Annotated in this window: 17 protein-coding genes; 7 read left to right on the top strand and 10 right to left on the bottom strand. The window is 73.7% G+C overall.

All coding sequences use genetic code 11. The features are described from left to right. Positions 1-4 precede the first annotated feature (4 nt). Entirely contained in the window at positions 5-748 is a 744-nt protein-coding gene (locus ACWPWV_RS14055; RefSeq protein ID WP_454043576.1) for a DUF4191 domain-containing protein, read from the top strand. 122 nt (positions 749-870) lie between these two features. On the opposite strand, the gene ACWPWV_RS14050 is transcribed toward ACWPWV_RS14055, so the two are convergent. Beyond that, positions 871-1,347, bottom strand: a complete 477-nt coding sequence (locus ACWPWV_RS14050; RefSeq protein ID WP_454043575.1) for an RDD family protein — start codon at positions 1,345-1,347, stop codon at positions 871-873. A gap of 255 nt (positions 1,348-1,602) precedes the next feature. On the opposite strand from ACWPWV_RS14050, the gene glnA reads away from it, so the two are divergent. Further along, on the top strand, positions 1,603-3,027 hold the full coding sequence (glnA, locus tag ACWPWV_RS14045) for a type I glutamate--ammonia ligase (protein WP_454043574.1): 1,425 nt from the start codon (positions 1,603-1,605) through the stop codon (positions 3,025-3,027). A gap of 83 nt (positions 3,028-3,110) precedes the next feature. On the opposite strand, the gene ACWPWV_RS14040 is transcribed toward glnA, so the two are convergent. Beyond that, the gene (locus ACWPWV_RS14040; RefSeq protein ID WP_454043573.1) at positions 3,111-4,802 is read right to left on the bottom strand and encodes a flavin-containing monooxygenase; all 1,692 of its coding nucleotides are present in this window, start codon (positions 4,800-4,802) and stop codon (positions 3,111-3,113) included. 120 nt (positions 4,803-4,922) lie between these two features. Beyond that, positions 4,923-6,518, bottom strand: coding sequence for an SLC13 family permease (locus ACWPWV_RS14035; protein WP_454043572.1), 1,596 nt, complete (start codon positions 6,516-6,518; stop codon positions 4,923-4,925). A gap of 89 nt (positions 6,519-6,607) precedes the next feature. Between ACWPWV_RS14035 and ACWPWV_RS14030 the strand changes: the two genes are divergently transcribed. Next, complete coding sequence (locus ACWPWV_RS14030) at positions 6,608-7,249, top strand: NADPH-dependent F420 reductase (RefSeq protein ID WP_454044549.1); 642 nt, start codon at positions 6,608-6,610, stop codon at positions 7,247-7,249. Positions 7,250-7,273: 24 nt separating this feature from the next. On the opposite strand, the gene ACWPWV_RS14025 is transcribed toward ACWPWV_RS14030, so the two are convergent. From ACWPWV_RS14025 to ACWPWV_RS14015, 3 genes are read right to left on the bottom strand one after another with little or no spacing between them, the layout of a single operon-like run. Next, positions 7,274-7,663 carry a hypothetical protein gene (locus tag ACWPWV_RS14025; RefSeq protein ID WP_454043571.1) on the bottom strand — a complete coding sequence of 130 codons (390 nt, stop codon included), beginning with the start codon at positions 7,661-7,663 and terminating at the stop codon, positions 7,274-7,276. A 2-nt stretch (positions 7,664-7,665) separates the two neighbouring features. Continuing rightward, positions 7,666-10,821 carry a bifunctional [glutamine synthetase] adenylyltransferase/[glutamine synthetase]-adenylyl-L-tyrosine phosphorylase gene (locus ACWPWV_RS14020; RefSeq protein ID WP_454043570.1) on the bottom strand — a complete coding sequence of 1,052 codons (3,156 nt, stop codon included), beginning with the start codon at positions 10,819-10,821 and terminating at the stop codon, positions 7,666-7,668. After that, positions 10,818-12,155 carry a glutamine synthetase family protein gene (locus tag ACWPWV_RS14015; protein WP_454043569.1) on the bottom strand — a complete coding sequence of 446 codons (1,338 nt, stop codon included), beginning with the start codon at positions 12,153-12,155 and terminating at the stop codon, positions 10,818-10,820. Before ACWPWV_RS14015 ends, ACWPWV_RS14020 begins: the two co-directional genes overlap by 4 nt. Positions 12,156-12,292: 137 nt before the next feature. On the opposite strand from ACWPWV_RS14015, the gene ACWPWV_RS14010 reads away from it, so the two are divergent. Then, complete coding sequence (locus ACWPWV_RS14010; RefSeq protein WP_454043568.1) at positions 12,293-13,999, top strand: NAD+ synthase; 1,707 nt, start codon at positions 12,293-12,295, stop codon at positions 13,997-13,999. Between the two features lie 50 nt (positions 14,000-14,049). Further along, a complete protein-coding gene (panB, locus tag ACWPWV_RS14005) occupies positions 14,050-14,898 on the top strand; it encodes a 3-methyl-2-oxobutanoate hydroxymethyltransferase (protein WP_454043567.1) in 849 nt (282 codons plus the stop codon). Between the two features lie 36 nt (positions 14,899-14,934). Here the strand turns inward: panB and ACWPWV_RS14000 are convergent, their stop codons facing one another. Both ACWPWV_RS14000 and ACWPWV_RS13995 read right to left on the bottom strand, forming a co-directional pair. Then, positions 14,935-15,855: an N-acetylmuramoyl-L-alanine amidase gene (locus ACWPWV_RS14000; RefSeq protein WP_454043566.1), complete on the bottom strand. Its 921-nt coding sequence runs from the start codon at positions 15,853-15,855 to the stop codon at positions 14,935-14,937. Then, positions 15,852-16,073, bottom strand: a complete 222-nt coding sequence (locus tag ACWPWV_RS13995) for an SPOR domain-containing protein (RefSeq protein WP_454043565.1) — start codon at positions 16,071-16,073, stop codon at positions 15,852-15,854. The genes ACWPWV_RS14000 and ACWPWV_RS13995 overlap by 4 nt, the downstream gene beginning before the upstream one ends. A gap of 63 nt (positions 16,074-16,136) precedes the next feature. Here ACWPWV_RS13995 and map point away from each other — a divergent pair, with 63 nt between their 5' ends. Together map and ppgK are read left to right on the top strand one after the other, a co-directional pair. Next, positions 16,137-17,051, top strand: a complete 915-nt coding sequence (gene map / locus ACWPWV_RS13990; RefSeq protein ID WP_454043564.1) for a type I methionyl aminopeptidase — start codon at positions 16,137-16,139, stop codon at positions 17,049-17,051. Next, entirely contained in the window at positions 17,048-17,851 is an 804-nt protein-coding gene (gene ppgK / locus ACWPWV_RS13985) for a polyphosphate--glucose phosphotransferase (RefSeq protein WP_454043563.1), read from the top strand. Before map ends, ppgK begins: the two co-directional genes overlap by 4 nt. A 35-nt stretch (positions 17,852-17,886) precedes the next feature. Here ppgK and ACWPWV_RS13980 read toward each other — a convergent pair whose 3' ends face one another. Further along, entirely contained in the window at positions 17,887-18,264 is a 378-nt protein-coding gene (locus ACWPWV_RS13980; protein ID WP_454043562.1) for an STAS domain-containing protein, read from the bottom strand. Positions 18,265-18,574: 310 nt separating this feature from the next. Continuing rightward, positions 18,575-21,184 (bottom strand): phosphoenolpyruvate carboxylase, encoded by a 2,610-nt coding sequence (locus ACWPWV_RS13975; protein WP_454044548.1) that lies wholly within the window; start codon positions 21,182-21,184, stop codon positions 18,575-18,577. Between the last annotated feature and the right edge of the window lie 91 nt (positions 21,185-21,275).

Below are 21,275 nucleotides of genomic sequence, written 5' to 3'. Positions count from 1 at the left end.
GACCATGGCCCGCAAGAACTCCGACGCCACCGGCGCGCCCGCGGCCGGCGAGCAGGTCGGCAAGCAGAAGAAGCCCAAGAAGCAGCGCTGGTACCACCAGGTGTGGGCCGCGTACCAGATGACGCGCAAGCAGGACCCCGCGGTCACGTGGATCATGCTCGGCGTGTTCCTCGGGATCGTGGCGGTCGCCGTGGGCATCGGCCTGTGGTGGGGCCAGTGGGTCTACACGCTCATCGTCGGCATCCCGTTCGGGCTGCTCGGGGCGATGTTCGTCCTCACCCGACGCGCGGAGCGCGCCGCCTACAGCCAGATCGAGGGCCAGCCGGGCGCCGCGCGCGCCGCGCTCGGCACGATCCGCCGCGGTTGGACCTTCGACGAGGAGCCCGTCGCCATCGACCCCCGCACGCAGGACCTCGTGTTCCGCGGCGTCGGGCGTGCGGGCGTCGTGCTCGTCAGCGAGGGCCCGGCGCACCGCGCGAACCGGCTCCTCGAGAGCGAGCGCAAGCGCGTGGCCCGCGTCCTGCCGAACGTCCCGGTGACGACGATCCAGGTCGGCAACGAGGAGGGCCAGGTCGCTCTGCAGAAGCTGCCGCGGACCGTGCAGAAGCTCAAGCCGACCCTCACCAAGCCCGAGACGGCGCAGGTCTCCAAGCGTCTGCGGGCTCTCGGTGCGGCGCGCCTCCCGATCCCCAAGGGCATCGACCCGACGCGCGCCCGCCCGGACCGCAAGGGCATGAAGGGCCGCTGACGGCGCCACGGCCGCTCATCGCGACCGTCGCCGCCGCCCGCCGACGCCCGGTCGGCGAGGAGCACCTCCTCGCCGGCCGGGCGTCGTCGTGCCCGGGGCGCTCGAGGTGGTACCCCGGTCGATCAGGTGCGGACGAGCACGGTCCCGGCGGCCCGGTCGTGCAGGCCCCGCCCGTCGGAGTCCCAGACCACCGCAGGGATGACGAGCAGGAGGAGGGCCGTGCGCACGAGCGCGCGCCCGACGCCGACCATCCGCGTGGGCGCCGCGAGCCGGTGGACGCGCATGCCGAGGAGCCGGTGACCGACGGTGAACCCGAGCGTGCTGACGAGCAGCACGTTCTCGATCGCGAACACGAGCGGCTGCGACCACACGGGCAGGGCGGAGATCCCCTCGAAGAACCCGGGCGCGGACGGGCGGAAGAACAGGTAGGCGACGAGGGTCGCGAGGGTCCAGTCGATCACGAGCGCGACGACGCGCCGCCCGACCGTCGCGAGCGAGCCCGGGCCGTCCGGCGGGAGCCCGAGCCGGGCACCGCGGCCCTCCTGCCGGCCGCCCGGGGTGCCCTCGAGCCACGAACCCATGTCCTCGCGTGAAACCACGGCTCCAGGGTACGTGCCCGGTCGTGGACGCCCGCGCCGCCCGACGGGTCCGCGACGGTACTGTGCGTCACGGCGCTCGGCCCGCACGGGCCGGTCGCGCCTCGCGTAGCACGACCGTCACACAGGGACGCAGGACGTAACACGCCCGAAACAATGGGTACACGGCGGGGAAACCGCCGCGGCCTAGGTTCGTGGGCGCCACGTCAGCGGCTCGTGCCGCGCGGCCCGACGGCACCACCGATCAAGGAGCAACGGATGTTCAACAACGCGGAGGAGGCAATCGCCTTCACGCGGAACGAGGGCGTCGAGTTCGTCGACGTCCGGTTCTGCGACCTGCCCGGCATCATGCAGCACTTCAACATCCCCGTCTCTCAGTTCGACGAGGCGGCGTTCGAGGACGGCCTGATGTTCGACGGATCGTCGATCCGCGGCTTCCAGGCGATCCACGAGTCGGACATGAAGCTCGTGCCGGACGTCAAGACCGCGTTCGTGGACCCGTTCCGCAAGCGCAAGACGCTCGTCGTGAACTTCTCCATCGTCGACCCGTTCACGGGCGAGCCGTACTCGCGCGACCCCCGCAACATCGCCGCGAAGGCCGAGGCCTACCTCGCGTCGACCGGCATCGCCGACATCGCCTACTTCGCCCCCGAGGCCGAGTTCTACCTCTTCGACGAGGCGCGCTTCGCGACGAACCAGCACTCGAGCTTCTACCACCTCGACTCGGTCGAGGCCGCGTGGAACACCGGTCGCGAGGAGGAGGGTGGCAACCTCGCGTACAAGACGCGCTACAAGGGTGGCTACTTCCCCGTCTCGCCGTCGGACCGCTTCGCGGACCTGCGCGACGAGATGGTGGCCGTGCTCGGCCAGGTGGGTCTCGACGTCGAGCGCGCGCACCACGAGGTGGGCACCGCCGGCCAGCAGGAGATCAACTACCGCTTCAACACGCTGCTGCACGCGGCCGACGACCTCATGAAGTTCAAGTACGTCGTCCGCAACGTCGGCTTCGAGGCCGGCAAGTCCGTCACGTTCATGCCGAAGCCGATCTTCGGCGACAACGGCTCGGGCATGCACTCGCACCAGTCGCTGTGGCTGAACGGCGAGCCGCTGTTCTTCGACGAGAAGGGCTACGGCGGTCTCTCCGACCTCGCCCGCTGGTACATCGGTGGCCTGCTCAAGCACGCGCCGTCGCTGCTCGCGTTCACCAACCCCTCGGTGAACTCCTACCACCGCCTGGTCCCGGGCTACGAGGCCCCGGTCAACCTCGTGTACTCGGCGCGCAACCGCTCCGCGTGCATCCGCATCCCCGTCACGGGCTCCTCGGCGAAGGCCAAGCGCGTCGAGTTCCGCGTGCCGGACCCGTCGGCGAACCCCTACCTCGCGTTCGCCGCGCAGCTGCTCGCCGGCATCGACGGCATCAAGAACCGCATCGAGCCGCCGGAGCCGATCGACAAGGACCTCTACGAGCTGCCGCCCGAGGAGCACGCCCAGATCGCCCAGGTCCCGGCGTCGCTCGGCGAGGCCCTCGACGCGCTCGAGGCCGACCACGAGTACCTCACGCAGGGTGACGTCTTCACGCCCGACCTCATCGAGACGTGGATCGAGTACAAGCGCACCAACGAGATCGACCCGATCCGTCTGCGCCCGCACCCGCACGAGTTCGAGCTGTACTACGACATCTGATCGGTAGCCCGACCAGCCCGACGACGGTCCGTCACCTCGCGAGGTGGCGGACCGTCGTCGTCGTGGCGCGCGTCGACGGCACGTCAGCCCGCGGACGCGACCTCGGCCGGTTCCGGGTCTGGTCCCCGCACGTGCGCCGAGGGCAGGTCCGCGTCCGGCCGCAGACCGGCGTAGGCCTCCGCCTCGACCTCGGCGCACCGGTCCTGGTAGACGTGGCCGCCGCCGAGGTACACGCCCATCTCCTCGCGCTTGCCGGGCACGTTGCCGCCGAGGAACCACGCGCCGGCCTTGCGGCCCTCCGCGTACATCACGGTCGCGTGCGCGGCCTGCTCGGTCTCCGCGTGCCACCAGTCCTCCGCCGCTCGCGTCGGCTCGAGCCGGTCCACGCCGTTCTCGCGCGCGAACGTCAGCGCGCGCTGCAGCCACTGCGCGCCGAGCTGGACCGGGACGGGGAGGTTGGAGAGCGGCGTCTGCGGGCCGAGCGACATGAAGAAGTTGGGGAAGCCGTGGACGGCGATCCCGAGGTAGGTGCGCAGCCCGTCGCGCTCCCACCGCTCCCGCAGCGTGATCCCCTCGCTCCCCACGACGTCGAACGCCGTCAGTGCTCCCGTCATGGCGTCGAAGCCGGTCGCGAGCGCGAGCACGTCGACCTCGTGCTCGACGCCGCCGACCACCACGCCGTGCGGGGTGATCTGCGTGATCGGGGACGCGAGCACGTCGACGAGCTCGACGTTGTCCCGGTTGAAGGCCGCGTAGTAGCCGTGACCCGTGGGCGGGCGCTTGCCCATGAAGGTGTACGTCGACGGGCAGAGCGCCTCGGCGGTCCGCGGGTCGGTGACGACCTGACGGATCTTGTCGCGGACGAACTCGGACGCGAGCGCGCTCGCCTCCGGGCTCGACACCAGGTCGGTGAAGCACTCGTTGGCGAAGTGGAAGCCGCCGGCCTCCCACTGCGACTCGAACACGCGACGGCGCTCCTCGGCGTCGACCTCCAGGGCGGAGCGCGTGGGGATCTCCATCGGCACCCCGAACGGGTGCCTCGCGGCCCGGTCGAAGACGTCGTCGTAGTTCTCGCGCAACCACGCGAGCTCCTCCGGCGTGACGGCGGGGCTCGTGGACTCGACGACGTAGTTCGGGGTGCGCTGGAACACCGTGACGTGCGCGGCCTCGGCTGCCAGCTCGGGCAGCATCTGGATGCCGGACGCCCCGACGCCGATCATCCCCACGCGCCTGCCGGACACGTCCACGCCCTCGTGAGGCCACCGGGCCGAGTGGTACGCCGGCCCGGCGAACGTCGCCAGACCCGGGACGTCGGGGTACAGCGGCTGCGAGAGCAGGCCGGTCGCCGACACGAGGTAGGTCGCGCGCAGCCGCGTGCCGTCCGCGAGCGTGAGCACCCACCGGTTCGAGGCCTCCGAGCGCTCGGCCCGCTCGACCGTCGCGCCCAGCCGGACGTCCCGGCGCAGGTCGAGCCGGTCGGCGACGAACTCGAGGTACGCCCGGATCTCCTCGCCCCGGGGGTAGCGCTCGGTCCAGTCCCACTCGTCGCGCACCGCGGTGGAGAACGAGAACGCGTAGGCGAAGTACTCCGAGTCGGTGCGGACCCCCGGGTAGCGGTTGGCCCACCAGGTCCCGCCGACGCCGTCGGCGCGGTCCACCACGAGGACCGACAGCCCCGTCTCCCGCAGGTGGTGGAGCATCGCCAGCCCCGAGTAGCCAGCCCCGATCACGACGACGTCGTAGGTCTCGCCGCCACCGTTCGCGCTCTCCGCCATGCCGACTCCCGTGTCCGGTCTGCCAGGGCGCCGCGGGCAGGAGCACGCGCGACGCGGTAAACCGTCCCACGTGCGCGGTCCTCGTGCCAGGGTGGGCCCGACGTTCCCGGCGTGCCGCTCTCAGAACGGCCAGACGAGCGGCACGTACAGGACCGCGGCGGCGAGGAAGACGAGCGCGAGGGGCAGGCCGAGACGCCAGTAGTCGCCGAAGCGGTAGCCGCCCGGCTGCAGGACCATGAGGTTGACCGGCGTGGCGATCGGGGTGAGGAACGCCGCCGCCCCGGCGACGGTGAGCGCCATCATGAACGGCTGCGGGCTCACGCCGAGCGTCTGTGCGAACGACACCGCGACGGGGGCCATCACGAGGACCGTCGCGACGTTCGAGATGAACTGACCGAGCACGATCGTGAGGATGCACACCACGAGGAGCGCGAGGCGCGGGGAGCCGTCTCCGAGGAGTCCGAGCACGAGCCCGGCGATCTCATCGGCCGCCCCCGAGGAGACGAAGGCCGCCGACAGCGGGATGAGCGCCGCGATCAGGACGACGGTGTCCCACGAGATCGCGCGAAATCCTAGGGGGACGGTGACGACCTTGGTGAGCACGAGGGCCATCGCCGCGAGCAGGCCGGCGATCACCGGCGGGACGACCCCGGTCGCCAGCAGCACGATCGTCACGACGAGCACCGCGAGGCAGCGGCGCCAGCCGCGACCCAGAGGGACTCCCCGCTGCAGGCTGCGGGAAGAGTCGACGGCGATGACGTCGGGCGACTGCGTGTAGCGGTGGAGCGCGTCCCAGGGACCGCGCACGAGCACGGCGTCGCCGGGCTCGAGGGTCATGGCCCCCGAGAGGGTGTCGGTGTCCGGGCCCGTCGACCGGCCCTCGCCGCGGCGGAGCGCGACGACGACGAGGCCTTCGTCCCGCGTCGTCATGCCGGGGCTGACGGTCCGCCCGACCAGGGTCGAGCGCGGCGCGATGAGCACCTCGACGACCCCCGTGCCGCCGGTGAACAGCCGCCCCGTCTCCAGGTCGGCGGTGTAGCTCTCCCGCCACGAGCGCACCCGCTCGCGGGGGTCGGTCGCCGTGTCGGCGAGGTGCTCGGGGACGCGCTCAGGGAGCAGCCGGTCCCCGAGCGTCACGACGAGCACCGCCGTGGCGAGCACGAGAGGGATCCCCACCAGGGCGAACTCGAAGTAGCCGAACTCCCGGCCGCCCGCCTCGGCCGCCGCCTCGGAGACGATGATGTTCACGGGCGTGCCGGTCAGCGTCAGCAACGATCCCGCGCCGGCGGCGAACGCGAGCGGGACGAGCATGCGCGACGGGACGATGCCGGCCCGCGCCGCCGCGACGACCGCGACCGGGAGGAGTGCCGCGACCGCGCCGTTGATGCTGATGACCGCCGCGAGGAGCGCCGCGACCCCGACCATCAGCGCGAGCAGCCCGGCACGGCCGAGGGACGCGCGCCGTTCGAGCCACTGCCCGATCCACGCGGTGATCCCCGTGGAGTCCAGCGCCTCGCTGAGCACGAACAGCGACGCGATGAACAGCACGATCGGGTCGCTGAACCCTCCCAGCGCCTCGTCGAGCGGGAGCACCCCCGTCGCCCAGAGCGCCACCGGGACGAAGAGCGCGACGACCACGAGCGGCAACCGGTTGGTCATGAAGCCCACGACCGCGAGCGCCAGGATGACGAAGGTCGCGACCATCGGATCGATCATGGGCACCCCCTGGGACGCCAGGATGCCACACGGCGCCCCGCCCGGGAGGTCGCCGGAATAGCGGGCGCGCCGGTGCGTTGTCGATGACCATGACGACTCTCGGCATCATCGGCGCAGGCAACATCGGCTCACAGGTCGCCCGGGCGGCGATCGCCCACGGCTACGACGTGGTCATCGCGAACTCGCGGGACCCCCGGACGCTCGACGGCCTCGTCGCCGAGCTGGGTCCGCGGGCACGGGCGGCGACCGCCGAGGAGGCGGCGCGCGCCGCGGACGTCGCCGTCGTAGCGGTGCCCTTCGGGGCGTACCGCGACGTCCCCGCCGAGCCGCTCGACGGCAAGATCGTCCTCGACACGAACAACTACTACTGGGAGCGCGACGGGCACGTCGAGGCGCTCGACCGGGGTGAGGCCACGTCGTCGGGCCTGCTCCAGGAGCACCTGGCCGGGTCGAAGGTGGCCAAGGCGTTCAACCACATCCGGTCGACGGATATCACGACCGACGGGACCCACGCGGGCACCCCGGGACGCCGCGCGCTGGCGACCGCGAGCGACTTCCCCGAGGCCGCCGCCTGGGTCGTGCGGTTCTACGACGAGCTGGGGTTCGATGCCGTCGACACGAGCCCGCTCGCGGAGTCGTGGCGCGTCGAGCGCGACCGTCCGGCGTACGTCGCACGCCAGGACGCCGACGAGCTGCGCGCGAACCTCGACCGCGCGCCCCGCACCCTCTGACGTGCCCGTCCCGGGGCGGGTGCCTCACACGCGCTCGCCCCGGGCGACGAGGCCCGCGCCCACGATCAGCAGCACGAGGAGCGCGACCACGAGGCCGAGGAGCGCGAACGCGCGGGCCGGTCCGAGCGGACCCTCCACGAGGCGCGCTGACCGTCGGCAGCCGACGCCGCACAGGCCCCACAGCACCGCGGCGGCGAAGGGCTCGGGGCGCTGCCACGCGACGGTCAGCACGACCGCGAACGCTGCGAGCGCCCAGGCGATCCACCCTGCCCAGCGCAGGCGCGAGCCGTAGAACGACCCGGCCGGCCGGCGGCCGCGCTCGGGCGCCACGCGGCGGTCGCAAGAATCGCCGAGCACCCGGGGCTCGCGCCGGTCGAGCAGACCCGGGACGGGCGGCTCGGCGCGCCGGGCCACGGTCAGTCCTCGCCGTAGAAGACGCGTTCCATGACCGACCGGGCGCGCCGGGCGGTGCGCAGGTAGTGCTCCTCGAGCTCCGCGCCCGAGTCGACGTCCGGGAGGTCGAGCACGCGCGCGAGGCCGGTGAGCGCGAAGCGGTCGTGCGGCAGCACGTCGACGGTCGTCCCGGTGGTCCGGCCGGACCACAGCACGAGCGCGCTGCGCAGACGTGACGCCAGGTGCCACGCCTCTCCCAGCACGACGGCGTCGTCGGTGTCCACGAGACCGGCCGCGACCGCCGCGTCGAGCGCGTCCACCGTCGACGTCGTCCTCAGGCCGGGGACGTCGTGCGCGTGCTGGAGCTGCAGGAGCTGGACGGTCCACTCGACGTCGGACACGCCCCCGCGACCGAGCTTGAGGTGGCGCGAGGCCTCGACGCCGCGCGGCAGCCGCTCCGACTCGACGCGCGCCTTGATCCTGCGGACCTCGCGCACCTCGGCCGGGTCCAGACCGCCCGTCGGGTAGCGCCGGCGGTCCACGACCTCGAGGAACGCCTCCCCCAGCCCGTCGAGCTCCCCGGCGACCGGGCGCGCCCGCAGCAGCGCCTGCGCCTCCCACACGCTCGACCAGCGCTCGTAGTACTCCGTGTACGACGCGAGGGAGCGCACGAGCGGGCCGTTGCGGCCCTCGGGGCGCAGGTCGGCGTCGACGGGCAGCGCCGGCTCCGGCCCGACGGCGGACAGCAGCTGCCGCAGGCGCGTCGCCACACCGGTGGCGAAGGCCTGGGCGTCGCGGTCCGTCGCACCGTCCACCGGCCGGTGGACGAACATCACGTCGGCGTCGGAGCCGTACCCCATCTCGCGGCCACCGAGGCGTCCCATCGCGACGACGAGGAGGCGGGCGGGCGCCGACCCCGGGTCGCGGGCGTCGTAGCCGAGCTCGTCGCGGGCGACGAACTCGGCGACCCGCAGCGCGCCGACGAGCACGACGTCCGCCGCGTCCGAGATGCTGCGGGCCGCGTGGACCGGGTCGACGACACCCAGCAGCTCGGCCGCCCCGGTACGGGCGAGCTCGCGCCGGCGAACGGCTCGCAGGCTCACCGTCGCGGGCTCGACCTCGTCCGCGCGCGTGAGGATCGCGTCGGTCTCCCGCGCGAGCCGGTCGGCGCCGCGCGGGGTGAGGTCGGCGTCGTCGGCGAGCCAGCGCACCGACTCGGGCGAGCGCGCGAGCGCGTCCGCCAGGTAGCGCGAGCTGGACAGCAGGTGGGCGAGGCGTCGGGCCGCCGACCCGGAGTCGCGCAGGAGCTTGAGGTACCAGTGGGTCGTGCCCAGCGTCTCGGAGAGCGTCCGGAAGGCGAGCAGGCCCGCGTCGGGGTCCGCGCCCTCGGCGAACCAGCCGAGCATGACGGGCAGGAGCTGGCGCTGGATCGCCGCGCGCCGGCTCACGCCCTCCGTCAGCGCCAGGACGTGGCGCATCGCGCCGGCCGGGTCGCGGTAGCCGATCGCGGCGAAGCGAGCCTTGGCCGCCTCCGGGGCGAGGCTCACCTCGTCGGGCGAGAGCTGGGCGGTCGCGGGCAGCAGCGGGCGGTAGAACAGCTCCTCGTGCAGCGTGCGCACCTCACGGCGCGTCGCACGCCAGCGCTCGGTGAGCCCTGCGGCGCCCTCGGCCCGCAGGCCGAGGGAGCGGGCGAGCCGGCGCAGCTCGTCGTCGGACGTCGGCACGAGGTGCGTCCGCTTGAGCCGGAACAGCTGGATGCGGTGCTCGAGGGCCCGCAGGAACCGGTAGCACACGCCGAGCCGGGCCGCGTGGTCGCGCCCGACGTACCCGCCCGCCGCGAGCTCGGCGAGCGCGGTGAGCGTGCTGCGGCTGCGGATCGACTCGTCGGCGCGACCGTGGACGAGCTGCAGGAGCTGGACCGTGAACTCGACGTCGCGCAGGCCGCCCTTGCCGAGCTTGAGCTGACGGTCGGCCTCCGCCGCGGGCACGTGGTCCTCGACGCGGCGTCGCATCGCCTGCGAGTCCTCGACGAAGTTCTCACGACCGGCGGCCGACCACACGAACGGCGCGATCGCCTCCTCGTACGCGCGGCCCAGCTCGCGGTCCCCCGCGACCGTGCGGGCCTTGAGCAGCGCCTGGAACTCCCACGTCTTGGCCCAGCGCTCGTAGTACGCGACGTGGCTCGCGAGCGTGCGCACGAGCGGCCCCTGCTTGCCCTCGGGCCGCAGCGCGGCGTCGACCTGCCACAGCGGCGGCTCGCCGGACGTGCCCCAGCACACGCGCGCGAGGCCCGTCGCGAGGCGCGCCCCGACGCTCGTCGCGTACGCCTCGTCGTGCCCGTCGGTGGGCTCGACGACGTAGACCACGTCGACGTCGGAGACGTAGTTGAGCTCGCGCGCGCCGCACTTGCCCATGCCGATCACCGCGAGCCGCACGCCGTCACCGTGGTCGTCGAGCTCGGCGCGCGCGATCGCGAGCGCGCCGTCGAGCGCGGCCGCCGCGAGGTCCGCGAGCGCCGCGCCGACGCCGGGCATACGCGTGAGCGGGTCGGTCACCGTGAGGTCGGTCGCGGCGATGCGCAGGAGCCGCTCGCGGTACGCGCGGCGCAGGGCGTCCACGCGCGCGGGCCCGCGCTCGTCCGCGACCGGGACGGGGGCGTCGGGGTCCGCGCCGACCGCGCGCAGCAGCTCCGCGCGCACGTCGCGCGCGTCGACGCCCGTCCCGGACGTGGGGTCCGCGACGATCTCCAGGAGCTCCGGGCGACGCACGACGTCGTCGCCCAGCGCGACCGAGGCTCCGAGCACGGCGAGCAGGCGGTCGCGCGCCGCGCCCGGGGCGAGGCAGAGCCGAGCGAACGTCGCCGCCACGCCGCCCGCCTCGACCTGCGGCCGCAGCGCGCCGGCGATCCGCACGACCTGCAGGAGCGCGAGGTCGGGGTCGGCGGACGCGCCGAAGGCGGCGAGCAGGTCGTCGCTCACGAGCTCCGCCGCGCCCGGCCCCGGGGCGACGTCGTCGCCGGGGCCCCGACCGCCGTCGAGCAGCCGGGCGAGGTCGTCGTCGGCGATCAGGCTCGCGGAGCGCGTGATGTCGGCGAAGCCGACGCGCGCGAGCCGTCCCGTGAGCGTGGGCCGGCGCGACCCGCCGGACCGCCCTGACGTCGTCGTGGGTCCGCTGCTCACAGGACCTGGAGGAACCGCTTCAGCTCGAACGGCGTGACCTGGGCCCGGTAGGCGTCCCACTCCTGGCGCTTGTTGCGCAGCACGAAGTCGAACACGTGCTCGCCCAGCGTCTCGGCGACGAGCTCGGAGCTCTCCATGATCTGGATCGCCGCGTCGAGCGACTGCGGCAGCGGCTTGATGCCCAGCGCGCGGCGCTCGGCGTCGGTGAGCTCCCACACGTCGTCCTCGGTGGCCTCCGGGAGGTCGTAGCCCTCCTCGATACCCTTGAGGCCCGCGGCGAGCATGACGGCGAACGCGAGGTACGGGTTCGTGGCCGAGTCGAGCGCGCGGTACTCCACGCGGCTCGAGTTGCCCTTGCCCGGCTTGTACATCGGCACGCGCACGAGCGCGGAGCGGTTGTTGTGGCCCCAGCACACGTAGCTCGGCGCCTCGGCACCGCCCCACAGGCGCTTGTACGAGTTGACGTACTGGTTGGTGATCGCCGTGATCTCCGCGGCGTGCACGAGCAGGCCGGCGATGAACTGGCGCGCCGTCTTCGACAGCTCGAACTGGGCCCCGGGCTCGTGGAACGCGTTGCGGTCGCCCTCGAAGAGCGACAGGTGCGTGTGCATGCCCGACCCGGGGTGCTCGGCCATCGGCTTGGGCATGAAGGACGCGAACACGCCCTGCTCGAGCGCGACCTCCTTGACGACCGTGCGGAACGTCATGAGGTTGTCCGCGGTGGTCAGCGCGTCGGCGTAGCGCAGGTCGATCTCGTTCTGGCCCGGGCCCGCCTCGTGGTGGGAGAACTCCACGGAGATGCCCATGGACTCGAGCATCGTGATCGCGGCGCGGCGGAAGTCGTGCGTCGATCCCCGCGCGAGGTGGTCGAAGTAGCCGCCCTGGTCGACCGGCACGAGCGGCGACTCGGCGTCGGCCGGCTGGTTGAACAGGTAGAACTCGACCTCGGGGTGCGTGTAGAACGTGAAGCCCTTGTCGCTCGCCCTCGCGAGCGCGCGCTTGAGGACGTTGCGGCTGTCCGCGAGGGACGGCTCGCCGTCGGGCGTGAGGATGTCGCAGAACATGCGCGCCGTCCCGTGCCGCTCGCCGCGCCACGGGAGGACCTGGAACGTCGTCGGGTCCGGCTTGGCGATCATGTCGGCCTCGTACACGCGCGTGAGGCCCTCGATCGAGCTCCCGTCGAACCCGATGCCCTCGGCGAACGCCGACTCGAGCTCGGCCGGGGCGACCGCGACCGACTTGAGCATCCCGAGCACGTCGGTGAACCAGAGCCGGATGAAGCGGATGTCGCGCTCCTCGACCGTGCGGAGCACGAACTCCTGCTGCCTGTCCATGCGGTACATCCTGCCTGATCCGTGTGACGAACGGGTGACACGACCGCGTGGCGGACCCGTGACCGACGTGCGACGGGCCCCGAACGCCGTCCCGCCCCCGGGACGAGACGCACGCCGCGCTCGTCTACGCTGGCCGCATGGCTGATCTGCGCGTCGCGCTGGCACAGGTCGACACGTGCGTCGGCGACCTCGACGGCAACGCCGCCCTGGTCCTCGAACGCACCCGCGCGGCGGTCGCCGCCGGCGCCGGCCTCGTCGCCTTCCCCGAGATGACCCTCACCGGCTACCCGATCGAGGACCTGGCGCTGCGGGCGTCGTTCCGACGCGCCGCCTGGGACGCCGCCGCCGACATCGCGGCGCGGCTCGCGGCGGAGGGCCTCGGCGGGACCACGGTCGTGCTGGGGACCGTGGGCACCTCGGGCCGCCCCCGGGGCGCCGGCGCCGCCGAGCGCGAGGCGTCGGGCAGCCCCGCGGACCTCCCGACGAACCGCGCCGTGGTGCTGCGCGACGGCGTCGTGCAGGCGGCGTACGACAAGCACCACCTGCCGAACTACGGCGTCTTCGACGAGTTCCGGATCTTCGCCCCGGGAGCCACGACGACGGTCGTCGAGGTGGAGGGCCGTCGCGTCGGCGTCGCGATCTGCGAGGACATCTGGCAGGACGGCGGCCCGGTCGCCGAGATGGCGGCACTCGACGAGGCGGGGAACGGCCTCGACCTCCTCCTCGTGCTCAACGGCTCGCCGTACGAGGAGGGCAAGGGCCACGTGCGCACCGACCTCGCCGCGCGCCGGGCGCGCGAGGTGACCGCGCCCGTCGCCTACGTCAACCTCGTCGGCGGTCAGGACGACCTCGTGTTCGACGGCGGGTCGTTCGTCACCGACGCGACGGGCGCCGTCGTCGCCCGCGCGCCGCAGTTCGTCGAGGACCTCCTCGTGTGGGACCTGCCCGACGACGGCGGGGCACCGCGCGGCCCGAGCGCCCCCGAGCTGCACCCCGACGAGGAGGTCTACCGGGCGTGCGTCACGGGCCTCGCGGGGTACGTGCGCAAGAACGGCTTCCGGTCCGTCGTCCTCGGCGTCTCCGGCGGCATCGACTCCGCGCTCACGGCGACGATCGCGGCGGACGCGATCGGCGGCGAGAACGTCGTCGGCGTCTCCATGCCGTCGCGGTACTCGTCCGAGCACAGCAAGGACGACGCCGCCGACCTCGCCAAGCGGCTCGGCGCCGACTACCGCGTCCAGCCCATCGCGCCCATGGTCGAGGCGTTCCAGGGCGAGCTGGAGCTCGAGGGCGTCGCCGAGGAGAACCTCCAGGCGCGCGTGCGCGGGGTGCTCCTCATGGCCATCTCCAACCGCGAGGGGCACCTGGTCGTCGCGCCCGGCAACAAGTCCGAGCTCGCGACCGGCTACGCGACGATCTACGACGCGGGCAGCATCGGCGGCTTCGCTCCCCTCAAGGACGTCGACAAGTCGCGCGTGTGGCAGCTCGCGCGCTGGCGGAACGACGCCGCGCTCGACGCGGGCGAGATCCCGCCGATCCCCGAGTCGTCGATCACGAAGCCGCCCTCCGCGGAACTGCGCCCCGGTCAGACCGATCAGGACTCGCTCCCCCCGTACGACCTGCTCGACGAGGTGCTCGACGCGTACATCGAGCACGCCGAGGGCCGCACGGAGCTGCTCGCCCGCGGCTTCGACCCGGAGGTCGTCGACAAGGTCGTCACGCTCGTCGACCGCGCCGAGTGGAAACGACGCCAGTACCCGCCGGGCCCGAAGGTGACGGCCCTCGCGTTCGGTCGCGACCGCCGTCTGCCCATCACCAACCGCTGGCGCGAGCCGCTCGACTGACCGCCGCACCGCCGGTCGCCCCCTCCACCCCGTCCTCAGGAAGGTCGTCCATGTCCGCTCACACCACCCCCGAGCCCGCCGCGGCCGGCGGCACGGGGCCGCGTCGCGTGCGCGTGCACCACCTCGGCGAGGCCAAGGCGCGCGGGGAGAGGATCACGATGCTCACCGCGTACGACGCCGTGACCGCGCGGATCTTCGACGACGCGGGGATCGACGTGCTCCTCGTGGGCGACTCGATCGGCAACACGATGCACGGGCACGCGACGACGCTGCCCGTCACCGTCGACGACCTGATCCCTCCCGCACGGGCCGTGGCCCGCGCCGCGCGGCGCGCGTTCACCGTCGTCGACCTGCCGTTCGGCTCGTACGAGGCCGGTCCGGAGCAGGCGCTCGCGACGGCCGTGCGGTTCTTCAAGGAGACGGGCGTGAGCGCGGTCAAGCTCGAGGGCGGTCGCCGCATCGCCGCCCAGATCCGTGCGCTCACCGACGCGGGGATGCCCGTCGTCGGGCACCTCGGCTACACGCCCCAGTCCGAGAACCTGCTCGGCGGGCCCCGGGTCCAGGGCCGGGGCGACGACGCCGCCGAGCGCCTCAGCGAGGACGCGCTCGCCGTGGCCGAGGCGGGCGCCGTCGCCGTCGTGCTGGAGATGGTGCCGGTCGAGGTCGCCGCGCGCATCACCGAGATCCTGCGCATCCCCACCATCGGGATCGGCGCGGGCACCGCGTGCGACGGCCAGGTCCTCGTCTGGACCGACATGGCCGGCATGACCGACTGGTCACCGCGGTTCGCCAAGCGCTACGCGGAGATCGGCGCGGCGCTCGGCCGGGCGGCCGCCGACTTCGCCGCCGACGTCCGGGGCGGCACCTTCCCGGACGAGGACCACAGCTTCGCCCGCTGACCCCGGCGGGGCGCCCGGTGCGCGCCGGCGGACCGGCTACCGGTCGCCGGCCGCCCGGTCCGCCGCCCACGCCCGGAGCCCGGCGGCGAGCGCGTCCGCGTAGCGCTGGCGCCCGTCCTCGGACGCCATGACGGCGGCCTCGTCCGCGTTGCGCATCTCGCCGAGCTCCAGCACCACCGCAGGGCGCTCGGCGTGGTTGAGGGTCGCGAGGTCCTCCCGGCGCTGGATCGGTCCGTCGTCCGCCGCGACCGACGACGACGGCGCGAACCCGGCCGCCTCGAGCGCCGCCACCAGCTCGCGCGCGAGCTCGAGGCTCGGAGCCCCCTGCGCGTCGTGCACCGGCGGGTCGGAGACGATCGCGAAGAACCCTCGGGCGCGCCGGTCGTCCGTCCCGTTGGCGTGGACGGACACGAGCACGTCGGCCTCGTTCTCCTGCGGGAACCGCCCCCGGGCGTCGACGCACGGACCGACGCCCGCGTCGTCGGACCGAGTGAGGACCACGACCGCGCCGAGCTCGGTCAGCCGCGAGGCGAGCCGGCCGCTCACGTCCCACGTGAACGCGTGCTCCGGGTAGCCGGCGTCGGTCGACGCGCCGACGGTGTTGCAGGCCTTGCTCCCGCCGCGCCCGTCGTCGACGGGCGCGTTGACCGTCAGCGGGTGCGCAGCGTTCCCGCCGTTGTGCCCGGGGTCGACCGCGACCGTGAGCCCGTCGAGCGGCGGCGGCGGCGCGGTCCCGGCGGTGCTCGCGGGGTCCGGGGTCGCCGTCGTCGGGCCCGGGGTCGGCGAAGAGGCGACGGCGGCGCCCGACGGCGCGGGCGTCGTCGGGCCTCCCCCGGGACCGGCACGCACCTGGAGCGCGACGAGGAACGTCAGCGCCCCGACGGCCAGGCCGGCGAGGAGCAGCCCGAGGCGCCCCGACCAGGCTCGCCACGGACCGGGCGCGGGGGCGTGCGTCACTCTCCGCGCTCGTGCCGGTCTTCCTCGTCCCAGGCCTCGGACCGCTGCCGGGCCGTGTCGAGGGCCTTCTGCGCCGCCTCACGTGTCGGGTACGGGCCCATGCGGTGCGTCCAGGACCCGCTCGGCCCGCGGTGCACCTCGCCGGTCCTCGTGTCGTAGTAGTACTGCTCCTCGGTCGTGGGGGTCTCGCCGTCGTCGGCGACAGGTCCGCTGCTCATCCTCCGATCTTCCCCCAGGTCGCGGGTGCGTCGCACCCGCCCGCGCCTTCGTAGACTGCGGGCATGGCGTCGACCACCTCCTCCCCCGGCGCGGGCAGCGTCCCCCCGGCCCGCGCGCCTGCTCGTCGCGGTCCCCTCACCCCCGGGACGGTCGGTCCGCGGCGCGCGGTCCCCGCGACGATCGCGCGCCCCGAGTACGTCGGCCGCCCGGGCCCGCAGCCCTTCACCGGCAGCGAGGTCAACGACCCCGGGACGGTCGAGCGCATCCGGGCCGCGTCCCGCGTGGCGGCGCAGGCGCTCGCCGAGGTGGGGCGCCACGTCGCGCCCGGCGTCACGACGGACCAGCTGGACCGGGTGGGGCACGAGTTCCTCCTCGACCACGGCGCCTACCCCTCGACGCTCGGCTACCGGGGCTTCCCGAAGTCGCTGTGCACGTCGGTCAACGAGGTCGTGTGCCACGGCATCCCCGACTCCACCGAGCTCGTCGAGGGCGACATCGTCAACGTCGACGTCACGGCGTTCCTCGGCGGTGTCCACGGCGACACGAACGCGACCTTCGCGGTCGGGAGGATCGACGAGGAGTCCGAGCTGCTCGTCGAGCGCACGCGCGAGGCGCTCGCGCGGGGCATCAAGGCCGTGGCACCCGGGCGCGAGGTCAACGTGGTCGGCCGGGTCGTCGAGCGGTACGCGGCCCGCTTCGGGTACGGGGTCGTGCGCGAGTACACGGGCCACGGCGTGGGCCGGGCGTTCCACTCGGGCCTCGTGGTCCCGCACTACGACGCCGCGCCCCTGCACGACACCGTCATCGAGCCCGGGATGGTGTTCACGATCGAGCCCATGCTCACGCTCGGCACGTCCGAGTGGCGGATGTGGGACGACGGGTGGACGGTAGTCACCGCAGACACCTCGCGCACTGCTCAGTTCGAGCACACGCTGCTGGTGACCGACGACGGAGCGGAGATCCTCACACTCCCATGAACGCGCACAAGACCTCCCACCCCTCCGGCCCGACCGGGCTCGCCTTCGGCATCGACGTCGGCGGCAGCGGCATCAAGGGCGCACCCGTCGACCTCGCCACGGGCGAGTTCGCGCAGGACCGCCACCGGATCCCGACGCCGCAGCCCTCCACGCCGCAGGCCGTCGCCGAGGTGATCGCACGGCTCGTCGACGAGTACGACCTCCCGGCCGAGGTCCCCGTCGGCGTCGCGTTCCCGGCGCCGCTCCAGCACGGGGTCGTCCGGTTCATCGCCAACCTCGACAAGTCGTGGACCGGCGTGGACCTGCCCGCCCTCCTGCACCGCGAGACGGGTCGGCACGTGGTCGCCGTCAACGACGCCGACGCGGCCGGCATCGGCGAGGTGCGGTACGGCGCGGCGCGGGACGCCGACGGCGTGGTCCTCGTCGCGACGCTCGGCACCGGTATTGGCAGCGCGATCGTCGTCGAGGGCCACCTCCTGCCCAACACGGAGCTCGGCCACCTCGAGATCGACGGGCACGACGCCGAGACGAAGGCGTCGGACGCTGCCCGCGACCGCGAGGACCTGAGCTGGGAGCAGTGGGCGGAGCGGCTCCAGCGCTACTTCGGCGTGGTCGAGGACCTCTTCTCGCCCGACCTCATCGTCGTGGGCGGCGGGGTGAGCAAGAAGCACGAGCACTTCCTGCCGCACCTGCACCTGCGCGCGCCGATCGTCCCGGCACAGCTGCGCAACGCCGCCGGGATCGTGGGCGCGGCGTCGCTCGCGGCCGAGGACGCGAGGCGCACCGCAGGGGCCGTCTGACCGCAAGATGGGCGGCGCCGGCGCGCCCGACGCGCTCAGGCCGTCGTGACCTCGTGGGTCGTCGTGACCTCGCGCCGATCGGTGCCGAAGATCTCGATGACGCCGAGCATCTCGAGCACGTCCGTCACGACGCTGGGCGGGTTGCGCAGCGTCACCGAGAGCCCTTCCTCGGAACCGATCGTGTAGAACTGCACGAGGAACGCGATCCCGGTCGAGTCCATGAACGTCACCCGGGACGTGTCGATGACCACCGGGACGTCTCGTTCGAGCGCGTTCGCGAGCGCCGCGCTCGCCTCGCTGCGCAGCGCGACGTCGATCTCCCCCCACATGGCGACCACGCTGGAGCCCGGCTCCTCGATCAGGCGGATCCCGCCCGTCTCGACCCCCGCGCCCTTCGTCTCCGTCTGCTGCATCGCGATCGCCCCGCCTTCTTGCTGTCAGCCCCGCCCGCCCCGACGGGTCGACGCCACCTGCTTGACGTCACCGACCGACCTGCTTCGCCCTGCACGTCCTCGGACACGGCGGCATGTTCGGTCGACGCCAGGGTAGCCCAAGAATGCCGCCGAATGGGAGCCCTCTGGCAAGAACTTTACCTGGGAGCTCAGGAGGGCTCGCGAGCCGGACGATGGTTGACGATTCATTCACCTGTTGGACAGACGTCCAGATGCCGACGGCCGCCCGCGGAGCTCGCGCTCCGGGGGCGGCCGTCGGTGCGGGGCCCCGTCAGCCGGTGTTCTGCAGACCGGCGGCGACCCCGTTCACGGTGAGCAGCAGGAGGTGCTGGAGCTCGTCCTTCGTCACGCCCTCGGCGCCCGCCCGCAGCCCGCGCAGGGCACGGACCTGGAGCAGCGACAGAGCGTCGACGTACGGGCTGCGCAGCTGGACCGCGCGCCCGAGGACCCGCCGGCCGGAGAGCGGCCACGCGTTGCCCGTCACCGCGAGCACGCGCTCGCGCGTCAGCCGGAGCTCCTCGAGCACCGCGGTCGCCAGGTCGTCGCGGTCCCCCAGCGCGAGGTAGCGCTCCGCGATGCGTGCGTCCGTCTTCGCGAGCGACATCTCGACGTTGTCGAGGAGCGTCGCGAAGAGCGGCCACTCGCGGTGCGCCTCGCGCAGCAGCTCGAGGTCGCCGAACTCGGCGAGCGCCGTCCCGAGCCCGTACCAGCCCGCGAGGTTGATGCGCGCCTGGGACCACGAGAACACCCACGGGATGGCCCGGAGGTCGTCGAGCGACGACACGGACAGCCCGCGCCGCGCCGGCCGGGACCCGATCGGGAGCAGGCCCACCTCCTCGAGGGGCGTGACCTGCGCGAACCACTGCGGGAAGCCGTCCGCGCGCACGAGCTCGTGGAAGCGGCGGCGCGACGAGGCGTCGAGCGCCACGGCCAGGTCCCGGTAGCGGTCGGTCGCCTCGGCGTTGCGCTTCTCGGTCGACGGCGCGGACGCGAGCAGCGTCGCAGCCGCCACCTGCTCGATGTGGCGCGACGCGATGGTCGGGTCGCCGTACCGGGCGAGGATGACCTCGCCCTGCTCGGTGAGCTTGAACCGGCCGTCCACGGAGCCGGGCGGCTGCGCCAGGACCGCGCGGTTGGCGGGGCCGCCCCCGCGGCCGAGCGCACCGCCCCGGCCGTGGAAGAGGGTCAGCGTGATGTCGTGCCGCTCGGCCCACAGGGCGATGCGGCGCTGCGCGTCGTGGAGCGCGAGGGTCGCCGAGACGGGCCCGACGTCCTTCGACGAGTCCGAGTAGCCGAGCATGACCTCGACCCGGCGGCCGTTCTCGGCGAGCCGCTTCTGCACCTGCGGCAGATTGAGCATCGACTCGAGGATGTCGACGCTCGCCTCGAGGTCCGCGAAGGTCTCGAACAGCGGGATCGCGTCGACGACCGGCTTGTCGTCCGCGCCCGCGAACGCGTGCTCCGCGAGCTCGTACACGGCCGCGAGGTGCTCGGGCGCCTGGGTGAACGAGACGATGTAGCGGCGCGCCGCGCGCACGCCGTAGCGCTGCTGGACCGAGCCGAGCGCGCGGAACGTGTCGAGGACCTCGCGCGTGCGGTCGGACAGGTCACCGTGCACGCCCTTCTCCGCGATCTCCGCGAGCGCCGCGGCGTGCACCTGCGAGTGCTGGCGCACCTCGAGCTCCGCGAGGTGGAACCCGAACGTCTCGACCTGCCACACGAGCTGCTGGAGGTCGCCGTAGGCCGCCCGGGGCGCGCCCGCCGCGACGAGCGACTCCTGCACCACGCGCAGGTCCGACTCGAGCTGCTCGGGGTCGGCGTAGGCGAGGTCGGCGTTGCGCGCGCGCGTCGCCGCGACGCGCTCGGCCACGACGAGCAGCACGGCGCGGTGCGGCTCCCGCGGGGACGCGGCGGCGGCAGCGGCCGTGACGGCCTCGGAGAGCTGGCGCTGGCGCTGCCACAGCGCGCGCAGCCCGTCCGAGGGCGGCGTGCCGACCTCGTCCAGCGTGAGCTTGCGGCCGACCCGGCGGGTCTGCTCCTCGAGCGCGACGAGCGCGTGCTCGGAGGCGATCGCCGCGGCCTGCCGCGTGACCTCCGCCGTGACGTTGGGGTTCCCGTCGCGGTCACCGCCGATCCACGTGCCCAGGCTCACGAAGGGGCGGACGAGCGGCTCCTCGCGACCCGCCTCGTCGCCGAGCAGCCAGTCGTCGAGGCGACGGTAGACCGTGGGGAACGTGTCGAACATCGTCGCGTCGAACACGCCGAGCGCCGTCTTCACCTCGTCGAGGACGGACGGCTTGTGCTCGCGGATCGGGGCGGTGCGCCACATGGTGTCGATCTCGGCCAGCAGGCGGCGCTCGTTCTCCGCGAGGGACGTCCCGCCGAGCGGCTGGGCGTCGCGCTCGTCGAGCAGGGTCGCGATGCGACGCACCGCCCCCGAGACGGCCCGGCGGCGCGCCTCGGTGGGGTGGGCCGTGAGGACGGGGCGGAACTCGAGGCGACGCAGCCGGCGCAGCGCCTCCTCGCGGCCCACCTCGGCGACGAGCTGCTCGAACGCCTCGGGGAGCGAGTCGTCGTGCGTGACGGCGCGGGTCGCGAACTCGGCCTCGCGCTCGCGCAGGACGCGCACGCGGTGGTACTCCTCGGCGAGGTTCGCGAGGTGGAAGTAGCACGTGAAGGCGCGCGCGACCTGCTCCGCCCGCTCGATCGTCAGGCCCTCGACGAGCGCCTCGGCCTCGCCGAGCGCTGCGCCCGTCGTGTCGTCGTAGGCCGCGATCGCGAGCTCGCGCAGGCGCTCGACGTCGTCGAGCAGCCCCTGCCCGCCCGTCTCGCGCAGCACGGTGCCGAGGAGCCCGCCCAGGAGGCGGACGTCGTCGCGCAGCGGGGCGGGGACGTCGTGGCGCGCGAGACCGCGGCCCTTGTCGTCCGCGGCCCCGGGGACGGCGGTGCCGAGCCGGGCGGGGTCGCCGCTG

This window comes from Cellulosimicrobium sp. Marseille-Q8652, from assembly GCF_965112045.1.
This window is presented reverse-complemented; position numbering and strand designations above follow the sequence as displayed.

Excerpts from the sequence above, each read along its gene's own strand:
- ACWPWV_RS14055 (WP_454043576.1), top strand. The coding sequence starts at position 5 with ATGGCCCGCAAGAACTCCGACGCCACCGGCGCGCCCGCGGCCGGCGAG.
- glnA (WP_454043574.1), top strand. The coding sequence starts at position 1,603 with ATGTTCAACAACGCGGAGGAGGCAATCGCCTTCACGCGGAACGAGGGC.
- ACWPWV_RS14040 (WP_454043573.1), bottom strand. The coding sequence starts at position 4,802 with ATGGCGGAGAGCGCGAACGGTGGCGGCGAGACCTACGACGTCGTCGTG.
- ACWPWV_RS14035 (WP_454043572.1), bottom strand. The coding sequence starts at position 6,518 with ATGATCGATCCGATGGTCGCGACCTTCGTCATCCTGGCGCTCGCGGTC.
- ACWPWV_RS14030 (WP_454044549.1), top strand. The coding sequence starts at position 6,608 with ATGACGACTCTCGGCATCATCGGCGCAGGCAACATCGGCTCACAGGTC.
- ACWPWV_RS14015 (WP_454043569.1), bottom strand. The coding sequence starts at position 12,155 with ATGGACAGGCAGCAGGAGTTCGTGCTCCGCACGGTCGAGGAGCGCGAC.
- ACWPWV_RS14010 (WP_454043568.1), top strand. The coding sequence starts at position 12,293 with ATGGCTGATCTGCGCGTCGCGCTGGCACAGGTCGACACGTGCGTCGGC.
- panB (WP_454043567.1), top strand. The coding sequence starts at position 14,050 with ATGTCCGCTCACACCACCCCCGAGCCCGCCGCGGCCGGCGGCACGGGG.
- ACWPWV_RS13995 (WP_454043565.1), bottom strand. The coding sequence starts at position 16,073 with ATGAGCAGCGGACCTGTCGCCGACGACGGCGAGACCCCCACGACCGAG.
- map (WP_454043564.1), top strand. The coding sequence starts at position 16,137 with ATGGCGTCGACCACCTCCTCCCCCGGCGCGGGCAGCGTCCCCCCGGCC.
- ppgK (WP_454043563.1), top strand. The coding sequence starts at position 17,048 with ATGAACGCGCACAAGACCTCCCACCCCTCCGGCCCGACCGGGCTCGCC.
- ACWPWV_RS13980 (WP_454043562.1), bottom strand. The coding sequence starts at position 18,264 with ATGCAGCAGACGGAGACGAAGGGCGCGGGGGTCGAGACGGGCGGGATC.